Source organism: Desulfurivibrio alkaliphilus AHT 2 (genome assembly GCF_000092205.1).
Lineage (GTDB): Bacteria > Desulfobacterota > Desulfobulbia > Desulfobulbales > Desulfurivibrionaceae > Desulfurivibrio > Desulfurivibrio alkaliphilus.
Map to the genome: position 1 here is coordinate 2088247 of NC_014216.1, position 19176 is coordinate 2107422.

The following is a 19176-nucleotide window of genomic DNA, read 5'->3' on the forward strand; positions in this document are numbered from 1 at the left end:
TAATTCTACCCCCCTAAACCCTAACCCTTAACCCCTAAACCCAACCGCTCTCAATCCTGATAATGCCGGGCCACCCAGTCGCGATAGGCGCCGCTGGTAACATTGGCCACCCACTGCTGATTCTCCAGGTACCACTGGACTGTTTTGCGCAGGCCGCCGGCAAAGCTTTCCGCCGGCTGCCAGCCCAGTTCGCGTGCGATCTTGCCGGTGTCGATGGCGTAGCGGCGATCATGGCCCGGCCGGTCGGTCACATGGGTAATCTGCTCGGCGAAGGGCCGGCCGTCCGGCCGGGGCCGGAGTTCATCGAGGATGGCGCAGACCTGCCGCACCACCTCCAGGTTGGTCAGCTCGCAGTTGCCGCCCACATTGTAAATCTCCCCCACCCGGCCGGCCGCCAGCACCCGGCGGATGGCCTGGCAGTGGTCCGACACATAGAGCCAGTCGCGCACCTGGCGGCCATCGCCATACACCGGCAGCGGCTTGCCGGCCAGGGCGTTATGAATGATCAGCGGAATCAGCTTTTCGGGGAACTGGCAGGGCCCGTAATTATTGGAACAGTTGGTGGTGAGCACCGGCAGACCGTAGGTGTGGTGCCAGGCCCGCACCAGGTGATCGCTGGCCGCCTTGCTGGCGGAATAGGGGCTGTTGGGCCGGCAGGGATGCTCTTCGGTGAACGGCGGCTCGTTTGGCTCCAGCGAACCGTACACCTCGTCGGTGGAGATGTGCAGGAAACGGAAGGAATCCCGGGCCGGCGCCGGCTGTTGGGCCCACCAGCTTCGCACCGCCTCCAGCAACTGGTAGGTGCCGGTGACATTGGTGTTAATAAAATCCGCCGGGCCATGAATAGAGCGGTCCACATGGGATTCGGCGGCAAAGTTGATCACCGCCCGGGGCCGGTGTTCCGCCAGCAACCGCCCCACCAGCTCGGCATCGCCGATATCGCCGCGGGCAAAATGGTAGCGGGGGTCGCTCACCACCCCGGCCAGGTTTTCCGGGTTACCGGCGTAGGTGAGCTTGTCCAGGTTAACCACCGGCTCATCTTCGGCGGCCAGCCAGTCAATAATAAAATTGGCGCCAATAAAACCGGCACCACCGGTAACCACAATCATAATCCCACCCTCTTTCTTTTTTAGGGGTTTTAGGGGCGGTTTTAGGGGTCAAGGGGGTCTTTAGGGGTCAAGTCTTGACATGACAGTCTTAAGGCAGACTGTCATGTCAAGACTTGACCCCTACCCTCCACCCCGATCACACCCCGTAATATTCGCGATACCAGGCGGCGAAACGGCCGATGCCCTCTTGCACCGTGGTGTTGGGCTGGTAGTTGAAGTCGCGGGCCAGGTCGGTTACATCGGCAAAGGTGTCCGGTACGTCGCCGGGCTGCAGGGGGAGCATTTCTTTTTGGGCCGTCTTGCCCAGGGCCTTTTCCAGGGTTTCGACGTACTCCATTAGCTCTACCTGGCGGTTGTTGCCTATGTTGTATACCCGCCAGGGCGCGGTGCTGCTGCCGGGATCGGGGTTGTTGCCGGACCACTCGGGGTTGGGGGTTGCCGGCTTGTCGAGCACCCGTACCACCCCTTCGATGATGTCGTCGATGAAGGTGAAGTCCCGCCGGTGCTTGCCGTAGTTGAAGATCTTGATGGGCTCGTCGGCCATGATCGCCCGGGTGAACTTGGCCAGGGCCATGTCCGGCCGGTCCCAGGGGCCGTACACGGTGAAAAAGCGCAGGCCGGTGGTGGGCAGGCCAAAGAGATGGCTGTAGGTATGGGCCATCAGCTCGTTGGACTTCTTGCTGGCGGCATAGACCGACAAGGGATGATCAACGTTGTGGTGCACGGAAAAGGGCATGGCGGTGTTGGCCCCGTAAACCGAGCTGGAGGAGGCGTAGACCAGGTGCTCGATCTCGTGGTGCCGGCAATTTTCCAGAATATGGGCAAAACCGACGATGTTGCTCTCGATGTAGGAAAGCGGGTTTTCAATGGAATAGCGTACCCCCGCCTGGGCTGCCAGGTTCACCACCCGCCGGGGCCGATGAACGGCGAAAACCTCTTGCACCGCCGCCTTATCGGCCAGGTCGATGCGGCAATGGGTGTAGCCGGGATGATCGGCATGGCGGGCCAGCCGGGCCTCCTTGAGCGACGGGTCGTAGTAGTCGTTGTGGTTGTCGATCCCCACCACTTCATCCCCGCGGGCCAGCAACCGCAGGGCCAGGGCGGAACCGATGAAGCCGGCGGCGCCGGTGATCAGTACTTTCATTGCGGCTTCTCCTTATTTCATTTCAGGCGACCGACCCCGACATAGGTGAAACCGGCGTCGGTCATTTTTTCCGGCTCGTAGACATTGCGCAGGTCGATGAACAGCGGGGTCTTCATGCTTTCCCGCAAACGTTGCAGATCGAGGGCGCGGTACTGGTTCCACTCGGTGAGCAGCACCAGGGCGTCGGCGCCCGCCGCCGCTTCATAGGCGTTTTCCACGTAGCGGCAAGCGGGCATTATGGCGGCGGCCTCTTTCATGCCCTGGGGGTCATGGACCTGCACGGTGGCCCCTTTTTCCAGCAGGGCCGGCAAAATGGTCAGCGACGGCGCTTCCCGCATGTCGTCGGTTTCCGGCTTGAAGGTAAGGCCCAGCACGCCGATGGTTTTACCGGCCTCGCTGCCGCCCAGGGCGTCGCGGATCTTCTTGATCATTCTGCCCTTCTGGGCCGCGTTCACCTCCACCGCCGCCTCCACCAGGCGGCTGGAGCTGCCATGTTCCTGGGCGATGCGCAGCAGAGCCAGGGTATCTTTGGGGAAACAGGAACCGCCGTAGCCGGGGCCGGGATGAAGAAACTTGCCGCCGATGCGGCCATCCAGCCCTATCGCCCGGGCCAAAGGCTTTACATCGGCCCCCACCGCCTCGCAGAGGTTGGCCATCTCGTTGATAAAGCTGATCTTCATGGCCAGGAAGGCGTTGGCGGCGTACTTGCTCAACTCGGCGGTTTCAATGGAGGTAACCACAAAGGGGGTGGCGTTAAGATAGAGCGGATTGTAAATCTCCTGCAGCACCTCGGCGGCCCGTTCATTGTCCACCCCGATCACCACCCGGTCGGGGCGCATGAAATCGGTAATCGCCGCCCCTTCCCGCAGAAACTCCGGGTTGGAGGCAACGTCGAAGTCGGCCCGGGGATTGGCCTCGGCAATGATCCGCCGCACCTGCCGCCCGGTTCCCACCGGCACCGTGCTCTTATCGATGATCACGGTATACTCGTTGCCCAGCAGCCCGGCAATTTCAGCGGCCGCCTGGTAAATATAGGTCAGGTCGGCATAGCCGTTGCCCCGGCGCTGGCTGGGCGTACCCACGGCAATAAAGACCGCCCGGGCCCCATCCATGGCTTCGGCCAGGTCGGTGGTAAAGGAAAGCCGCCCCTCTCGCACATTTTTGGCCACCAGTTCATCCAGGCCGGGCTCATAAATGGGAATTCCCCCGCGGCGCAGCTCTTCAATTCGCTCCGCCGCCTTGTCCATGCAAACCACCCGGTGCCCAAACTCAGCCAGACAAGCGCCGCTGACCAGGCCCACATAACCGGTACCAACCACCGCAATATTCATTTTTTCTCCTTGTTATCAAACGACCGGGAACCAAGGGCGGTATCGTAGCCCTCGGGATTTTGAGATTGCCAGCGCCAGGCGTCGGTTACCATATCGTTCAGGCTGCGCTCGGCTCGCCAGTTAAGCTCCGCTTGTGCCTTGGCCGGGTCGGCAAAGCAGACGGCCAGGTCGCCAGGACGACGGGGTAGTATTTCATAGGGAACGGCGGCCCCGCAGGCCTTTGCAAAGGCCTGCACCATCTCCAGCACGCTGTAGCCCTTGCCGGTACCAAGGTTCCAGACCTGACAACCGCTGAAGCTGTCCAAGGCCTGCAAAGCCTGAACGTGCCCCAGGGCCAGGTCGACGACGTGAATGTAGTCCCGCACGCCGGTGCCGTCCGGGGTGGGGTAGTCGTTGCCGAAAACACCCAGCCGCCGGCGCCGCCCCACCGCCACCTGGGCGATATAGGGCATCAGGTTGTTCGGCTCGCCCCGGGGGTCTTCACCAATCAGGCCGCTTTCATGGGCCCCCACCGGGTTGAAATAACGCAGCAGCGCGATGCGCCAGCGTTCATCGGCCGCCGCCGCATCCTGCAGAAGCTGCTCGATCATCCATTTGGAGCGGCCATAGGGGTTGGTCAAACCCACCCCGGTGTTCATCTCCTCTTTCAGCGGCGAGTCGTTGGCCGTGCCATAAACCGTGGCCGAAGAGCTGAACACCAAGGTAAACACCCCGGCCGCCACCATGGCCCGGCAGAGGTTCAAAGTGCCGGTAACATTATTCTCATAGTAGTCCAAGGGCAGGCGCACGCTCTCGCCCACCGCCTTAAGCCCGGCAAAATGAATCACCGCATCGGGCTGGTGTTGGGCAAAAACCGTGCGCAGGGCCGCCGGGTCCCGCATGTCTCCCTCAAACAGGGTTACCGCTTGCCCCGTCAACCGCTCAACGCGGCGCAAGGCCTCGGCGGAACTGTTGACCAGGTTATCGAACACCACCACCCGGTGGCCGGCTTCCAGCAGCGCCAGCGCGGTATGGCTGCCGATATAGCCCGCGCCCCCGGTAAGCAAATACGTTTTCATAATGTTACTCCGTCCTCCACACTGTACAAACCTTATCCCAGGTATACGATTACGCCTACTCATGCAACGTAAGCGTTCAGCAGTGCCGCAGGTTCGGGCAAGCAGCCAGGCGCAGCGTACTCCTGTACGTAAGCCTGGCTGATCGCCCGAAGATGCGGTGCTGCTGAGCGCTTACCAGGAAACGGGATTGCTGCCGGCCGCATCCCCTCTTCCCTTACCGGTAACGGTCAGGAAGATATAGCGAAAATAATCGACCAGCCCCAGGGAAGCGATCATTTTGGCATCGGTTTGGGCCAGCAATTCGGGGGTGGACATGTCGATGCCCTGGATCTGGGCCAGGCCGGTAATCCCGGGGCGGGCGTTGAACACCCTCCGCCGCGCCCGCTCCTCGATCAGCTCCGTTTGGTTGAACAGGCAGGGACGTGGCCCCACCAGGCTCATCTCGCCTTTCAGCACATTCCACAGTTGCGGCAACTCATCGAGCTTGCGGCGCCGTAAAAAGCGGCCATAGGGGGTAATCGCCGAGGCATCGGCTAAATGCGACGCCACGGAAGCGGTGTCCGGCCGCATGGTGCGCAGTTTTACCAGCACAAAGGGTTGCCGGTGGCGCCCCACGCGCTGCTGCCGGAAAAGCGGGGAGCCCGTATCGAACCACCCCAGCAGCAGCAGGAGCAGCAGCAACGGCAGGCCAACCAGCAGCCCGCCCAAAGCCAGTGCCATATCCAGTAAACGAATCATGCCCTCTCCCGCCCCGCCAGCGGCACTCTGCATTCATTCACGGCAGACCTTGAGGGGTGTACTCGGGGATTATTTTTTTCAGTTCGGTTTTGATGCCGACGGCATCATGGCGACTGGCCAGTTCCTTCAAGTTGTCCAGCGAGCGGCGCAACTCCTCAAAACTGCGGCCCTGGCCCCGCAACACCATGATCTTTTCGTGTTCGGTTTTAACAATCCCCTCGCCTTCGGTGATCAACTCCTCGTGCATCTTTTCGCCGGGGCGCAAGCCGATCTGTTTAATCTCGATCTCGCTGTCCGGCTCTTTGCCGCACAGCCGGATCAAATCGCGGGCCATCCGGCCGATGCGCACCGGGGTGCCCATCTCCAGGATAAAGATCTCCCCCCCCTCTCCCATGGCGGCGGCCTGCAAAATCAACTGGCTGGCTTCCTCGATGGACATGAAGTAGCGGGTCATCTCCGGGTCGGTCACGGTCACCGGCCCGCCCAGTTCAATCTGGCGTTTGAACAGGGGGATCACCGAGCCAGAGGAACCCAGCACATTGCCGAAACGCACCGCCATGAAACGGGTAGCAACCTTCTCCGGGCCGGCGGTTAACTCGCGGCAGTATGCTTGCAGCAACATTTCCGCCAGGCGCTTGGTGGCGCCCATTACATTGGTGGGCCGCACCGCCTTGTCGCTGGAAACCAGGATAAAACGCTCCACCCCATACGCCATGGCCACTTCCATCAGGCGCTTGGAAGCAAAAATGTTGTTATAAACCCCTTCCCAGGGGTTGTGCTCCACCAGGGGCACATGCTTGTAAGCGGCGGCATGGAAAACCACCGTCGGCTTATGCTCGGCAAACATATGCTCCAACAGCTCCCGGTCCTGCACCTTGCCCAGCACCACTGCGTACTCGGCAAACCCCTTCTCGTGCAGAATCTCCATTTCAATACGGTAAAGATTGGCCTCATCGGCGTCAAACATCACCAACCGGGCGGGTTTGAAGCGGACAATCTGCCGGCACAGGTCGGAACCAATGGAGCCGCCGGCCCCGGTAACCAGCACCGTGCGCCCCCGCAGTACCTCTTCGATGCGCTCCTGCTCCAGGCGCACCGGCGGCCGCCCCAGCAGATCCTTGTAGGAAACATCACGAATGGATTTAATGGAAACCTTGTCGCTGATCAGCTCGCCCAGGCCGGGCAGGGTTTTAAAGGGCAGCTTGCTCTCCCGGCAAAGCCGCACCACCTGCTCCATCTCCTCGCGGCCGGCCGACGGCATGGCAATCAGCAGTTCCTCGGCCTTCACATGCAACGCCAGGGTGCGGAGCCGGGCAATGGGGCCGTAAACGGGAATGCCGTGAATCCAGCGCCCGATCTTATCGGGGTTATCATCCAGGAACCCCACTACCCGGTGGGGCAGCTCCTGGTTGTCCATGGTCTCCCGGACCACCTTTTCCGCCGCATCCCCGGCCCCGATCAGCAGCAACCGCTTGCGCCGCCGGGCATTACCCGGCACCACCAGGTCGCGCCAGCGGGGCAACCCCTGGTAAAAAAGACGAATGCTGAAGCGCAGGCCGGCAATCATCAGGAAAGCCAGGATGGTGTCCAGCACGAACACCGAGCGGGAAAACCCCTCAAACCGGGTGGCCAGCAGAATACCGCCCATAATCACCAGGCCGGTCACAAAGTTGGCCCGAAGAATATTAAGCAGGTCGGTAACCCCGGTGTAGCGCCACATTCCCCGATAAAGCCCGAAGAAGGCAAAAACCGTGATCTTCAGCGGCACCAGCCAGGGCAACACGGCCTTAATATTGGCCCACTCCCGCGCCCCCGGCTCGAAATCGAAACGAATGCCGTAAGCCAGCAGATGAGCGGCCACCAGAAGCAGAATATCCGCCCCCAGAATCAGCCAGAAGTTTAATCTTCGCATTATGGAATATCCCCAAAACACCTGCCCGGCCCAAAGGGCGGCAGACGTAGACAAGCAGCATCAAAACCAACCGGAATACTAACGACAACTTACCGGAAACAGAGCAGTAAAACAAGCTGGTGATTAGGGGTCAAGTCTTGACATGACAGCTTGCTGTTGCCGGTGTAGCCTGTCTTCTCCCCAGCGCTTTTTCAGCCGCCGGATATTCTGGCTGACCGCAGAGTAGTGAATGTTGCCGAAACGTGCCCCAATCTCCCGCAAGGTCAAGCCGGCTTCCTGTTGGCACAACCACATGGCAAAGGGACGGGCCTCGGTGGCTCCGGTATGCCCACGGGCCAGGATATGTTCCACCTCCAGATCGAACCAGGCCGCCGTCGCCCGCAACAGCGCCTCTGGGTGCTGCAAGGGGCGGGCCTGAGCCTGACGAAGAGGAACCTCCGGCGGGCGGCGACGCTCGGCCAGCACACGCGCCCGAAAGGCGTCGCCGCCCAAAATCGGCCCTTGGCGTTCCCGGGCATGAAAAACATCTACCGCATCCTCTTTGCCAGACGCCACCATCGACTGGTATCTCGCCGCAAAATCGTGTATATCAACACCATTAAGGATATCGTCAAGAACCAGCCACGGCGGCGGTGCCAGGTGCCCGGCGTAAACCGGATAACTGGACCACGGCCAATCCTGCAATTCTTTAACCAAGGGAGTATCTCCGGCCACGGGATTACGGTGAATGTAGCGCGAAAGCGACACCAGATAAGCCTCCGCTTCCACCAGAATGGCCTTGTAGCGGCCCCGAAACAGTGAGCCGTCGGTATTGAACAGCCGATTGTGACGCTGGGTGTAAAGACCATCTATGTGGCGCATGATGCGCGAAAGGTTCCCCAAAGGGGTTCGGACCAGCAGGTGATAGTGATTGGGCATTAGACAGTAGGCATGGACTTCAAGCTTAAAACGCTCGACAGCTTCGGCCATGGTGTCAAGAAAAGCCCGGTAAGCCTCATCTGCCGGAAAGGTGACGCAACGTCCACGGCCCCGGTTCATTACATGATACCAGGCACCTTCATATTCGATGCGCAACGGGCGAGCCATGACAGTACTCTACAGCAGCAACAACTGTCATGTCAAGACTTGACCCCTACCCGCTACCCTCCTTCCTACCCTGCCGCATCGGTATCGCGGGGGTAACGCGCCAGCATCTGTTCCACCACCGTCGCCATTACAAACTCTCCAAGGCTTTAGCCAACACCCGCAAATACCGAGCCTTGTACCCCGCTGCGGCACAATCAAGAACAACCTGCCTGTCCATCTCCCGCAGTATATCCTCATCCATACGATGATGCTCCAGCAACCAGCTTCGCATGGCCGCCACCGACATATAGGGCAACCCCCGGGTCAGCATAATCAGGTCGCACAGCGCCTTCTCCGGCGACGCCAACAAAAACGCCGCTTTTCCCTCCTGTTCGGCCCGAACACCGATTCCGTATACCGGCTGCGGCAAATGCTTGTATGAAAAGCGCCCCAAAGGGTTGGTCATCACTCGGCTGCGCCTCAAGGTTACTGAAGTCACATCGAATACCCCTTCGGGAATCAGGCCATACCTGCTCAAGGCGTACTCCAGCGACACGTAAGAAGGACCATACAGAATATTGGCAACCAAAGGTAAAGAGATCGGCTCTGTGCGCTCTTCCGGCCCCAGCACATAAAGCCCCCGGCGAACCGGCAACAGCACCCCTTTAGCCAACAAGTCCGCGATTTTGTCGTTGGGGCGACGATAGCCCTGCAGCAACGACAATAAGACCCCATGGCCAAAAGGAATACTTCCCAGTTTACGAAGCACTTTCTCCATATACACCTCAAAAAATGTAAGCTTAATCGGAAAAAAACCGACTAAGCTTACATTTTCAACCAAAAGCTTCAGTGGGGCGGCTTTTTTAGGGACATTTCCGAAATACCTGTCCCACTATGCTGTCATGTCAAGACTTGACCCCTCTCCCTCTCCGTCCTCCGCCGAGGGCCTACCAATCATTGACAATGTTTGTATGCGGTGCTATGCTGTGGCCACAATCTTTCGATAAGGAGAGAGCCATGCACATCTCATTGACCCCGGAACTGGAATCACGAGTTAAAGCCAAGGTAGAAAGCGGTCTCTACAACAACGCCAGCGAGGTTATCCGGGAAGCGTTACGCTTTATGGAAACCCACGAGGAGTGGATCAACGAAATCAAACTCGCCCGCCTGCGTGAGCAACTCCAAATCGGGGTGGATCAACTTGATCGGGGACAAGGGATCAAAATCGAATCCAAGAAAGGTCTGGATCGCCTGTTTGATGCCGTCCGGGGTGACCTTTAGGTTATGAGCGATTACCGACTGATCATCTCACCGGCCGCGCGAAATGACCTGAAAGACATTTATCAATTTGGCTTGCGCAACTGGGGAGCGAGCCAGTCCTTAAGATATCTCGAGAATCTAAAAGAACGGTTTTGGGCGCTGACTGAACAGCCTCTCATCGGCATTGAACGCTTTGAGCTTTTACCAGGAATGCGAAGCTTACCGGTTGAAAGTCACATTGTGTTTTATCAGGTGCGGTCCAAACAAATCGAGATTATCCGCGTCTTGCATGGCAGACAGGATCCAAACCGGCACATCATAAAGTGAATAAACACGATCTCCAGCCCGGCCCTGCCCCTGCCGTCCAAGCTGTCATGTCAAGACTTGACCCCCTGCCCTCTTATGGCCTAAGGGCGGCGATGGGGATTACCATAATGCCGTCATCCCGCAGGTAGCCGTAACCCGTGGCGGTTATTACCGCCAGTAGCGATGGGGGGCCGCATTTGTCGATATCTACCCGGTTGGCGAATTTCAACAACGAGGCGGCGGCCTGATCCGCCATCCCCGCCCCCAGTTTTATTTCAAGCGCCCCCCAGCGGCCGTCGGCGGACTGAATCACAGCATCCACTTCCAGCCCTGTATTGTCCCTATACTGCGACACTTCAGCATCGACGGCCTGGGCGTAAACCCGCAGGTCACGAACGACCATTGATTCAAACAGAAAACCCAGCAGGTTGATATCCTTAAGCAAACCTTCCGGGGTTGCCCGCAATGCCGCGACCGCCAAGGACGGATCGACGAAATGGCGTTTGGCGGCGCTCCTGAGCCGGGATCGTGATCGCAAATGCGGCGACCAGGCCGGCTGGTCTTCCACAATCATCAAACGTTCCAGGCTTGCCAGATACTCTAGGACGGTCTGCACCGTAACACCGCCGATATCTTCCGCCAGGCCGGTTGCCGAGGCATAGGTGCCGGTATTGCGGGCCAATGAGCGCAGTAACCGGCCCACCTTGTCGGGATCACGGCGAACCCCGTCTACCCGGCCGATGTCCACCCGCCTGATCTCCTCCAAATAGTCCCGGTTGGCCTGCAGGGCTTGCTTGGTGGTCAGGCGCAGATGCCCGGGCCAGCCTCCGACGGCAATCAGCTCCGCCAGTTCCGGTATGTCCGAACCGGGGTCGGGGCAGGTCGGACGAGCGCCATTCATCAACTCCGCCAGGGACACGGTTGCGGCGCTTCGCTCAAGCTCGAACATGGTCATGGGGCGCAGCCGCAGCCGAGTCAAACGCCCGGCCCCGGTATGCCTGGTGATATCATCGGTGGGCGCCGCAGACCCGGTAAGAATGAACTGGCCCGGCGCGCCACGCTCGTCGACCGTGCGCCGGATATGATTCCAGATGGCTGGTTCGATCTGCCACTCATCAATAAGACGCGGAGTATCGCCAGCCAATACCAAACGGGGATCAATCGCCACCGCCCGGCGGGCGTTGTCATCCACATCAAGCAGCACTTCACTGGCGGCCAAATTCCTGGCTGTTGCCGTTTTGCCGCAAGCTTTAGGCCCTTCAATAACCACAGCACCGGTGGATGACAGGCGCTGCCGCAATTCGCGGTCAATTATTCTTGAATAATAACGCATTTCTATAATATTAGCCAAACAACAAAAACTCCAAGAACAGTAATAGCAACAATTTTATGCCAATAAATATAGCAAAGCTAACACAATAAATGCAACTATAATCCGGAAGACAACAACTGTCATGTCAAGACTTGACCCCTGCGGGACCCCTGCGGCTGAACGGTGGGGACCAGCCCAGAATTTGCCGGGTGTGGCTGATATCCACCTGCAAGGAGCCGCACAGGCTTTCCACTTCAGTGCTTCTTCCCAGCAGGCGGCCGGCCAGGCGCAGCAGTGGCGGCGGAAACGGGAACAGGCGGGGCTTGCGGCCCATGGCCTGGGCGATTTCCCGGATCAACTGCGGGGTGGACAGATCATCGTCATCGCTTACCAGCAAGGTTTGCCCCGCCGCCTCGGGGGCATCCAGGCAGCGCACCAGCAGATCGACCAGGTTAGGCAGGGCCACCAGACTGCGGCTATTGCGCACCGCAGCCAGGGGCAAAGGGATGCCCCGGCGCACCAGGGAAACCAGGCGGGCAAAATTGCCCGGCGCACCGGGGCCGTAAACCAGCGGCGGGCGCACAACAACCACCTCAAAGCCGGTAAATTCCGCCGCCACCTGCCACACCGCCTGCTCCCCCAGCCACTTGGAACGGGCGTAAGGCCCCACCGGGTTGGGTGGGGCATCGGCGGTGAAAGGGCGAGCGCCACTACTGTTACCCAACACCCCGACGGAACTTACATAAACCAGCCGCCGCACTCCAGCCAGGGCCGCCTGGCGGGCCAGGTTTGCCGTGCCGGCGGCATTGACCGCCATAAAGGCAGCCTCCGCAGCACTCTCGCTTTCCCCCCGCACATGGGCCCGGCCGGCCAGGTGCACAACCGTTTCAACCCCATGCAGGGCCAAACTCCAGTCGGTGGCAGGGCCGATCTCGCCCACCGCCACCCCGCGCCCATCCTCAATTTGCCGGCACACTTCAAGTACATGGCGCCCTGCCGCCCGCAGCCGGGCCACCAGCGCCTGGCCGATGAAGCCGTTGCTACCGGTAACGGCCAGCATCAATCGGCTTCCGGTCTTAAATAATTGGGCAACTCCCGCATAATCCGCTCCATCTGCCGCCGCAAGCCACTCTGGCGCCAAATGCCGATATTCTTGCGAGATTGCGCAGCCTGGAACAAACCGGCACGCCAACCTCCCGGCAAAACAGCATCGGCAAAAAACTGGTCGAGTTCCCGCCGCAAATCTTCTCGTTTTGCCTGATGACAGACAAACTCCTCAAAAGAGAGCAAGCGTAAAAATTTGCCCCGGCTGTCCGCAAGCAGTTGCCGGCTGTCCTGCATGTTTTGTTTATACTGCCGGATAAACGCCCCCACCATACTCGGCCGGGTCCTCACACTATGCCGCACCAACTCGACAAACTGATCCCGCGGGTCGCGGTAAACCAGAAAAATAAGCTGACGCTGGAAAACAGCCGTTTGCAGAAGGTGAAAATAGCGGGCTTGCATGCCGGCAAAGGCGTTGTCAAAAACCGGAATTACGCCGGTCCGGCACAGTCGATCGTAGAACAGGGCAAAAAGAGCGGAAACGGTGGCCGCCACGGCAGGGTCGTGGACAACCGAGCAACCTTTGCCGGCTTCATACCTGCAAGCGCGCAGCGCCGCCACCAAGCGGCTCAACAGATCGAGATATTCCCGATCTTCAGCAAAATCGCGCCCCAGGTACTGTTGCAGCAGGGGCCGGTACAGGGCGGGTTTCGGGCGCAGCTTGTGGCGTACCGCCATGAACAGCACGCGGTCCAGCAAAGCCGGCCAACCAAAGGCCGCCCCCCACCCCCGGTACAAAGACTTACCAAACACCCGGGACCACAGGCCAGGGTCCGGGCACAAACTGTAGCGAGCCAAGCGCTCACCAAAAATAATTTTTTGTTCCCTGGCCAGCAGCAGCCCCTGCACGCCGTAGGACAGGGCCCGAATCTCCTCGAACGAGCCGGCAGCCATCGGCGGTTTTCCTAACGCCTCGTGCCCATCCAGCCAGTCACTGACCGCGCTGGAGCCGCTCCAGCGATACCCTGAAACAAAAATTCCCAGCCTTTTAGGCTGACCAGCCGCACCACTCAGCACTTTTGCAGCCTTTTTTTGACCACCAGGGGCTTTTCATGCACCACCGCCCCGTCATCGTGCCAATAATACCAGGCTTCAACCGGCCGGCGCCATTCCCCGTAACGGTAAGCCAGGTAATCCTCCAGTCGCGCGGGCACAGGGTAAACCCGGCCCGCAACCTGCAATTCCCCCAGCGGCAAGATCAACCGTGCCGGCACCTGCCAGGTTAGAGGCACATAAACTTCCCGCCAGGGCCAGGTTTCCGCCAGCCAACCCTTGTCCAGCCGCAAATAAAAAAAACGCAGCACCCTACTCACCAAAGAGTTGCGCTTGGGTACCGGCACCAAACGTGCCTCGGCGCGGCCATACATTTGCTGCTCCAAGCGGCGGCAGAGCCAACGCCCCAGCCGCGAACGGCGCCCCCGATAAACATCCGGCGCCGGCGGCGGCACATAAAGCTGGGTCTGCGGCGCCCACAACCATTCACCAACCCGGTGAAAAACATGAATCGAAACCGTCAACCGTCGATCCGCCACCCGCCCGATCGGCTCCAGCCCCACACAAAACACCTGCCCCCGGTAGCGCAGCACCAGGCTCCGATAGCCTAATTTTTCAAGATCCGGCAGGGCCGCCAGCAGAGCATCCAGGCCGGCGGCCTCCACCCCCAGGTCGATGTCTTTATCCCGGGGGTTGATCTGTCCGTCGCGCACCAGCGCCAACAGTACGCCGCTGTCCAGCCAAAAAGGAATGGCCAACGCCCGCAAACGTTCAATAACAGTATACAGCCCCGCAGGGTCATGATCATTGTTCAAACCCGCTCCACCTTTGTCCAATCAATAACCTCCTCTGGCGGAGCCGGTTTTATACAACCATCATCTGTCCAGTAGCACCAATCCTGCACGGGCCGACGCCAGTCATGATAACGCAGGCGAAGATAAGTTTCGACCTCGGAAGGCACCGGAATTTCCACCCCGTCATGGTTGATCGTATCCAAAGTATCAAAATGCCGGGCCGGCACCACCCAGGTATACATGGCGTACAAAACCGAAAAAGGCCAAAGAGAACACCAGTGCTCCCGGTCAAAACGGTTACGAGTCACCACAAATCCCCCCCACAAAGGAAAGCAAACACCCCAACGCCACATCCGGTGCAACAAAGCTGCATCGGCCACCTTGCGTTGCCGTGCCTCCTCTCTCAGGTATAAAATAAGGCGGCGCAAAGCGGGCCACGGTGAAAAACCAACTTTAGCCCGCTCCCCTCGCCCATTGGGAGCAAAAAGCACCGTTTGCGGCGACCAGGCAAGATCATCATGGCGGAAGTAGACATGAACATGGATCGGCCTCATGTCATTCCCATTGATCTGCTTGATAGTACAACCATACAAGATGCCCCGATAATGCCGCACAGATACTTCGTAACCAATACGTTTGATCTCGGGCAATGCTTCCATAAGCCGAGCCATGTCATCGGCCCATATTCCCAGGTCTATGTCTGAATCCCAAGGAATTTCGGCACCATCCCGAACAAGCCCCAAAAGAGAACCGCTGTCCAGCCAGTAACGAATTCCGTGTTTATTAAGCAGATCGACACCAGCCCAAAGACTCGGCGCCGCAGTTTGCATCTTCATGTGTCAGTCATCAAATCGTGGCCCCAAAAGAAGACTCGCAAGATTTTACTCCATTATGCTCAGGCATGCCGATGTTCAGCTTCTCGACGCAGGGAAGCGGTTCCAAATTGCTCCACATCTTCTTTTCGAGGCCGAAGTTTGGCACGGTTCCGCAATGCGTCCGCCGACGGCCTGGACCGGTAACCAGGATCAGGATTACGCCACCCCTCTCCATACTGATATTCAAGAAAAGCCTCAGGACGCGCAAACGCCTGCACTGCACCACCAGCAAAAGGCAACAGTCTGAACGGTCTCAATTCATCATCACTGATTGGCATGACCGTAAATCCTGCTATGTTTAATGAATCGTCGACAATCCAAGAGGGCATCAAATCGATTTCCACTTTACCGTATCGCACTTTTATATGGCCGGTTGAGCCAACAAAACACTCAAAGCCATCAGCAAGCAACCGGCAGAGTATATTGTGCCTCTCCTGGCAAACGCTTTCGACGCTGTCTGCGGTTGAAAGATACAGGCAGTCGAAGTCATCATCATGTGGAATCAAGTCACCCTCCCGGACCAGCCCCAGCAAAGTGCCATGACTAACCAGCACCGGGTAACCGTACATTTTATCAAACCAATCTTTAACCGCCAGGTAAGCGGCTAAATACGATTTCTTTCTTTTTTGAACAAAAGCCGGGGACCGAAAGGTTCCTTTTTTGGTCAACAGACAACCATTGCTGAGCGCTTTTTCAATATTAAGTTTCCTGCTACCTCCTTGCTGAACAAAAGGTGTCTCTACCTCCCAGAACAATTTTTTGCCCAAGTAGGGAATCACCCCGTCGTCTGAAGTGATCTTGAATTTTGCTCCGGGAGTGATCCTTCCTTTAGCCCTCTTGATAACGAACCTGAAACTGTCTTTATCAAATTCATTATGGCCCAAAAGCCGATCATTAAATAGCAAGGCCACCCGCTTTGTTCCCTCCGGCTTAACTCCGAAAATAACAAGTTTACCTCTTCCATCATTATCATCCAGGCGCCATTCCCAATAACTGCCTTGGGCCGTGCGCCAAAAGGCCGACGGCAGCCTGTTACAGACGGCGGCCCAAAGACGAGAGAACAAGAGACCCCATTGATTCATTTTGGAAAACATAATCCGCCCAAAGCATCATTGGCGGCCGCGAGATTTTTCATGATATAATCAAGATCGTTGTTTTTTGAATAACCCAAGTGGATATTAATATTTTTTTTCGAATCCTCGGGGTTAAAAAAATGCTTATTAGGCATGGCCGGATCATCAATGCCTAAATCGGCGGCCAACTCAAGGCGTAGGCGAGACTTTAAAACAAAGTCTTCAAATCGCAGCAAAGTCAAACTGGACCGCCAACCCTTGCTATCTTCTGCCGCCCTTATTACTGCAGTCAATTTTGCCTGCATCTCCTTAACAAAAGCCTTGGCAGACTTCTTCTTCCGGTCTGTTTGGTTGTTGTAATCAACAAACTGATCTCTGGGGTCTCGCACCACCACAAACACTTTAGCCCCTGGGATTGAATGTGCAAGCGCTGCGTTTTGACCATGCAGCCAGTTGTTCAATAAACAATAACGGTAACCGCCGGGGGCAGCCAGGGCGATAACTTCTCTCAGCCAGCACGCCAAGTTGTCTTCCAATGAGTTACCGTTGTCATGCATAACCCTGGTAACAAGCCTCTCGGTTGCTTTTGCCAGAGCCAACAGCTTGCGTTTCTGTACATGTTTAACCAAAGATTGGTTGTATGCCTTGGCAGGGGAAATACCGGAATCGGCCACAAACCCCCACACCCTGCGCAACACAAACTCTTTTAAAACAGGGCGCCAATCGGTTGCGGCCAACAAATCCTTGACCCCACCCTTTCCTTCAAAAATTTTCACCTCAGAGCCGCCAAAAGTAGTGGCAACTTCAGGGAATTGCCGCAGATAATCATGCAACGCGCCCGAGCCGGACCAGCCCAAGCCACAAAGAAAAACCGGCACCGGACTGAGCGTCGATGCCTTGGCCAGGCGAGCTGATAAATCAACCTGGCGCCTAAAAAAAGGCCTCAACCATGCTTTCAACGACGCCTTAAAACCAGGCTTAGCTTCCATAGCCACATCCCGGCCATCAATTCGCGCCAGGGTGCGAAGAATGGAGCAAGTAATATTTTCCGCATACTTAGTCCCCACCCCCCGCAACAGCAGGGTGGCATGCATCAAACTCCTGGCTGTTGCCTCATTTTTAAACCCGTAATCGTCAAGAAGCAATTCCGTAAGAACTTTGGCCGCAAACATCCGCTCACGCCGTTGGATCATTTGCAGACATTTTCTGGCTTCGCGCTTTTTCATGAACGCTTTGCTCAAGCGGCTAAAATTCTGCCTGGCTTGCTGGTGGTTGCCCAGCCAGGAATAAGATCTGGCCAACTCAAGAGAAGCAACATCCTGATAATCGGGATGCTTCGCACGAACCTTAGACCACCGGGCAACAGCAGTTTCCCACAGCTGCGACAACGATGCGCACCGTGCATATGCCACCAGCACCCGAGGATCATCACCCTCTTTCAGCATGCCCTTGAGCCGGCGGTCCAATTGCTGCAGTTTTTGGCGAACGGTAAACCTCCGCCCCTCATCAGCTAAACTCAGTTCGGCCAACCCGGCTTCTATTTCGTCAAGATTCATTATGGTTCCGTTTAACGGTTTTTTCCCAGGGAGAGGGCCAGGGATATAAAGAGTTCAAGAAATACCGCACCAGTCCATCTTTCTCCTCCCAGGACATCCCCCCCTCATACTCTTCCGTATCATTCAAACAAAAAACTTTTCTGCCCCGGCTTCGCAAGAATGATTGTATACGCCTTTTAGCCAGGGGATCGCCAATATCCAAATAGGCGTAGGTGATGTTGACATTCACGGCTGCCCCAGTGGCAATGGCATAGTTTACGTAGAAGGAAGTGAGTGGCGCAATATCCTGGCTGCTGCGAAACTGTGCCTGCCTGACCCGGGCAAAAGCCTCGGGAAATCTATCTTCAATTTCCCGCATTACCGAACGGCGAATCGGCAGTGGTGTATGTTTAATCTTCCTTCGCACCACTCGTCCCAACGCCTCTTCAAGCAGGGCGGAGACATTCATCGCCCCCCACTCTGAAGCCTTTTCCCGGCTTTCCGGGCTGCCGACCGGCAACAAGCTGGTACTGAAAAAAACCTTACTCAACCCGGTAACGGTAAAGAAATCTTCCGGCCTGGTCGGTGCACCGAAAAAGAAATCATCATTCATATAAATAAAATTTTCGGACAGATCGGGAATATGGTGCAACACCGATTCGATGGCATGGCTGTTAAAGGTAGGCAACTTGGCCCCTGCCGGAAACAATTCACGATGATCGACGATGCGGATTTTTTCAGACGCTTCCTCATGCAGCCAAGGCGGTACCTGCCGGTCTGTAACAATGTAAATATGCCTTATCCAGGGAGCAAACAAGGCCACCGAACGCAAAGAATAAAGCAGTTCGTTTCTGTTCTCCCAGCGGGAACGATTGGCAGAGCGGCGCGGCACATCGCACCCTAGCCCCTGCAGTGCGGCATCCTTGCGCTCCGCCCAGGCCGGATCATCGCCATCGACCCAAGTATAAACAAGATCTATAGGGTAGTTAATATCGGTTACGGTGGGCAGTTCCAGGTTTTTTTCGCAATCGATTTGAACCGGAGCGCTATCCCGATCGGACCAGGGGTTCACCCACCAGCCGTTCTCCTCAATCACAAAACGTACGGAGGCAGCATATTGCATACCGTATGGGCGGCTTTTGCCCGCAGCAATGAACTGCTTGCAAAAATTTATTTCCTCAACCCATGGGGCCGGGGTAAACAGGCGTAGCAACCAGGCAGTAACACCCGACTTTACCGTTACAGAGCGCTGCCCGCCCCGCACAAACAGCTTAACCCTAACAGCAAGGTGGTCGCCCCTCACCACATTAGGCAAGTCATTCAACAAACTACGGGCAGCAACCTGCTCAACAAAGTCTGTTCGCTTAAAATCGTCCTCCAAGCAATACAAAGAACTCACCGCGTTCCGGCGTAAAACTGTCGACAGCGCTTTTACATTTTCCTCTTTCAGGCGACTGGCGGTAACCACGTTCGACACCGGTATTGCCGTGGGAGGCACCGGGAGAATTCGATTAAGGAACTGCAGCACCTTTTGAATAAAAAAATAGACCAAACGAAGGAGCATGAT

General features: G+C 57.3%; 18 protein-coding genes. 2 read left to right on the top strand and 16 right to left on the bottom strand.

The genetic code is table 11. From position 1 onward, the window contains the following. Window positions 1-50: 50 nt before the first annotated feature. The 8 genes from rfbB to DAAHT2_RS09155 form a co-directional block, all read right to left on the bottom strand. A complete protein-coding gene (gene rfbB / locus DAAHT2_RS09120) occupies window positions 51-1109 on the bottom strand; it encodes a dTDP-glucose 4,6-dehydratase (protein WP_013164005.1) in 1059 nt (352 codons plus the stop codon). 136 nt (window positions 1110-1245) lie between these two features. Continuing rightward, the gene (locus DAAHT2_RS09125; protein WP_013164006.1) at window positions 1246-2253 is read right to left on the bottom strand and encodes an NAD-dependent epimerase; all 1008 of its coding nucleotides are present in this window, start codon (window positions 2251-2253) and stop codon (window positions 1246-1248) included. A gap of 17 nt (window positions 2254-2270) precedes the next feature. Further along, window positions 2271-3584, bottom strand: a complete 1314-nt coding sequence (locus DAAHT2_RS09130) for a UDP-glucose dehydrogenase family protein (protein WP_013164007.1) — start codon at window positions 3582-3584, stop codon at window positions 2271-2273. Continuing rightward, window positions 3581-4642, bottom strand: a complete 1062-nt coding sequence (gene galE, locus DAAHT2_RS09135; protein WP_013164008.1) for a UDP-glucose 4-epimerase GalE — start codon at window positions 4640-4642, stop codon at window positions 3581-3583. Before galE ends, DAAHT2_RS09130 begins: the two co-directional genes overlap by 4 nt. 171 nt (window positions 4643-4813) lie before the next feature. Further along, entirely contained in the window at window positions 4814-5380 is a 567-nt protein-coding gene (locus DAAHT2_RS09140) for a sugar transferase (protein WP_013164009.1), read from the bottom strand. A 37-nt stretch (window positions 5381-5417) separates the two neighbouring features. Further along, entirely contained in the window at window positions 5418-7292 is a 1875-nt protein-coding gene (locus DAAHT2_RS09145) for a polysaccharide biosynthesis protein (protein ID WP_013164010.1), read from the bottom strand. Between the two features lie 123 nt (window positions 7293-7415). Beyond that, a complete protein-coding gene (locus DAAHT2_RS09150; protein ID WP_013164011.1) occupies window positions 7416-8378 on the bottom strand; it encodes a transposase in 963 nt (320 codons plus the stop codon). Between the two features lie 127 nt (window positions 8379-8505). After that, the gene (locus DAAHT2_RS09155) at window positions 8506-9198 is read right to left on the bottom strand and encodes a type IV toxin-antitoxin system AbiEi family antitoxin domain-containing protein (protein ID WP_083774401.1); all 693 of its coding nucleotides are present in this window, start codon (window positions 9196-9198) and stop codon (window positions 8506-8508) included. Window positions 9199-9374: 176 nt separating this feature from the next. Between DAAHT2_RS09155 and DAAHT2_RS09160 the strand changes: the two genes are divergently transcribed. Together DAAHT2_RS09160 and DAAHT2_RS09165 are read left to right on the top strand one after the other, a co-directional pair. Next, window positions 9375-9638, top strand: a complete 264-nt coding sequence (locus DAAHT2_RS09160) for a type II toxin-antitoxin system ParD family antitoxin (RefSeq protein WP_013164013.1) — start codon at window positions 9375-9377, stop codon at window positions 9636-9638. A gap of 3 nt (window positions 9639-9641) precedes the next feature. After that, entirely contained in the window at window positions 9642-9944 is a 303-nt protein-coding gene (locus DAAHT2_RS09165; protein ID WP_013164014.1) for a type II toxin-antitoxin system RelE/ParE family toxin, read from the top strand. Window positions 9945-10017: 73 nt separating this feature from the next. On the opposite strand, the gene DAAHT2_RS09170 is transcribed toward DAAHT2_RS09165, so the two are convergent. The 8 genes from DAAHT2_RS09170 to DAAHT2_RS09210 all read right to left on the bottom strand — a co-directional run bounded on the left by DAAHT2_RS09170 (window position 10018) and on the right by DAAHT2_RS09210 (window position 19173). Further along, window positions 10018-11274: an ATP-binding protein gene (locus DAAHT2_RS09170; RefSeq protein WP_013164015.1), complete on the bottom strand. Its 1257-nt coding sequence runs from the start codon at window positions 11272-11274 to the stop codon at window positions 10018-10020. A gap of 106 nt (window positions 11275-11380) precedes the next feature. Continuing rightward, window positions 11381-12295 carry an NAD-dependent epimerase/dehydratase family protein gene (locus DAAHT2_RS09175; RefSeq protein ID WP_013164016.1) on the bottom strand — a complete coding sequence of 305 codons (915 nt, stop codon included), beginning with the start codon at window positions 12293-12295 and terminating at the stop codon, window positions 11381-11383. Then, on the bottom strand, window positions 12295-13233 hold the full coding sequence (locus DAAHT2_RS09180; RefSeq protein ID WP_013164017.1) for a hypothetical protein: 939 nt from the start codon (window positions 13231-13233) through the stop codon (window positions 12295-12297). The genes DAAHT2_RS09175 and DAAHT2_RS09180 overlap by 1 nt, the downstream gene beginning before the upstream one ends. Window positions 13234-13349: 116 nt before the next feature. After that, window positions 13350-14147, bottom strand: a complete 798-nt coding sequence (locus DAAHT2_RS09185) for a LicD family protein (protein ID WP_041718919.1) — start codon at window positions 14145-14147, stop codon at window positions 13350-13352. Next, window positions 14144-14962: a LicD family protein gene (locus DAAHT2_RS14355; protein ID WP_083774402.1), complete on the bottom strand. Its 819-nt coding sequence runs from the start codon at window positions 14960-14962 to the stop codon at window positions 14144-14146. Before DAAHT2_RS14355 ends, DAAHT2_RS09185 begins: the two co-directional genes overlap by 4 nt. A 59-nt stretch (window positions 14963-15021) precedes the next feature. Then, window positions 15022-16095 carry a LicD family protein gene (locus DAAHT2_RS09200; RefSeq protein WP_157861457.1) on the bottom strand — a complete coding sequence of 358 codons (1074 nt, stop codon included), beginning with the start codon at window positions 16093-16095 and terminating at the stop codon, window positions 15022-15024. Then, window positions 16080-17630 carry a hypothetical protein gene (locus DAAHT2_RS09205; RefSeq protein ID WP_013164021.1) on the bottom strand — a complete coding sequence of 517 codons (1551 nt, stop codon included), beginning with the start codon at window positions 17628-17630 and terminating at the stop codon, window positions 16080-16082. Before DAAHT2_RS09205 ends, DAAHT2_RS09200 begins: the two co-directional genes overlap by 16 nt. Then, entirely contained in the window at window positions 17620-19173 is a 1554-nt protein-coding gene (locus tag DAAHT2_RS09210) for a stealth family protein (RefSeq protein WP_013164022.1), read from the bottom strand. Before DAAHT2_RS09210 ends, DAAHT2_RS09205 begins: the two co-directional genes overlap by 11 nt. Window positions 19174-19176 lie beyond the last annotated feature (3 nt).

What these genes read in the sequence shown, in the direction of transcription:
- DAAHT2_RS09125 (WP_013164006.1), bottom strand. Translation starts at nt 2,253, where the DNA reads ATGAAAGTACTGATCACCGGCGCCGCCGGCTTCATCGGTTCCGCCCTG.
- DAAHT2_RS09175 (WP_013164016.1), bottom strand. Translation starts at nt 12,295, where the DNA reads ATGCTGGCCGTTACCGGTAGCAACGGCTTCATCGGCCAGGCGCTGGTG.
- DAAHT2_RS09200 (WP_157861457.1), bottom strand. Translation starts at nt 16,095, where the DNA reads ATGTTTTCCAAAATGAATCAATGGGGTCTCTTGTTCTCTCGTCTTTGG.
- rfbB (WP_013164005.1), bottom strand. Translation starts at nt 1,109, where the DNA reads ATGATTGTGGTTACCGGTGGTGCCGGTTTTATTGGCGCCAATTTTATT.
- DAAHT2_RS09210 (WP_013164022.1), bottom strand. Translation starts at nt 19,173, where the DNA reads ATGCTCCTTCGTTTGGTCTATTTTTTTATTCAAAAGGTGCTGCAGTTC.
- DAAHT2_RS09165 (WP_013164014.1), top strand. Translation starts at nt 9,642, where the DNA reads ATGAGCGATTACCGACTGATCATCTCACCGGCCGCGCGAAATGACCTG.
- DAAHT2_RS09180 (WP_013164017.1), bottom strand. Translation starts at nt 13,233, where the DNA reads ATGGCTGCCGGCTCGTTCGAGGAGATTCGGGCCCTGTCCTACGGCGTG.
- DAAHT2_RS09205 (WP_013164021.1), bottom strand. Translation starts at nt 17,630, where the DNA reads ATGAATCTTGACGAAATAGAAGCCGGGTTGGCCGAACTGAGTTTAGCT.
- DAAHT2_RS09150 (WP_013164011.1), bottom strand. Translation starts at nt 8,378, where the DNA reads ATGGCTCGCCCGTTGCGCATCGAATATGAAGGTGCCTGGTATCATGTA.
- galE (WP_013164008.1), bottom strand. Translation starts at nt 4,642, where the DNA reads ATGAAAACGTATTTGCTTACCGGGGGCGCGGGCTATATCGGCAGCCAT.
- DAAHT2_RS09160 (WP_013164013.1), top strand. Translation starts at nt 9,375, where the DNA reads ATGCACATCTCATTGACCCCGGAACTGGAATCACGAGTTAAAGCCAAG.
- DAAHT2_RS14355 (WP_083774402.1), bottom strand. Translation starts at nt 14,962, where the DNA reads ATGAAGATGCAAACTGCGGCGCCGAGTCTTTGGGCTGGTGTCGATCTG.
- DAAHT2_RS09145 (WP_013164010.1), bottom strand. Translation starts at nt 7,292, where the DNA reads ATGCGAAGATTAAACTTCTGGCTGATTCTGGGGGCGGATATTCTGCTT.
- DAAHT2_RS09140 (WP_013164009.1), bottom strand. Translation starts at nt 5,380, where the DNA reads ATGATTCGTTTACTGGATATGGCACTGGCTTTGGGCGGGCTGCTGGTT.
- DAAHT2_RS09130 (WP_013164007.1), bottom strand. Translation starts at nt 3,584, where the DNA reads ATGAATATTGCGGTGGTTGGTACCGGTTATGTGGGCCTGGTCAGCGGC.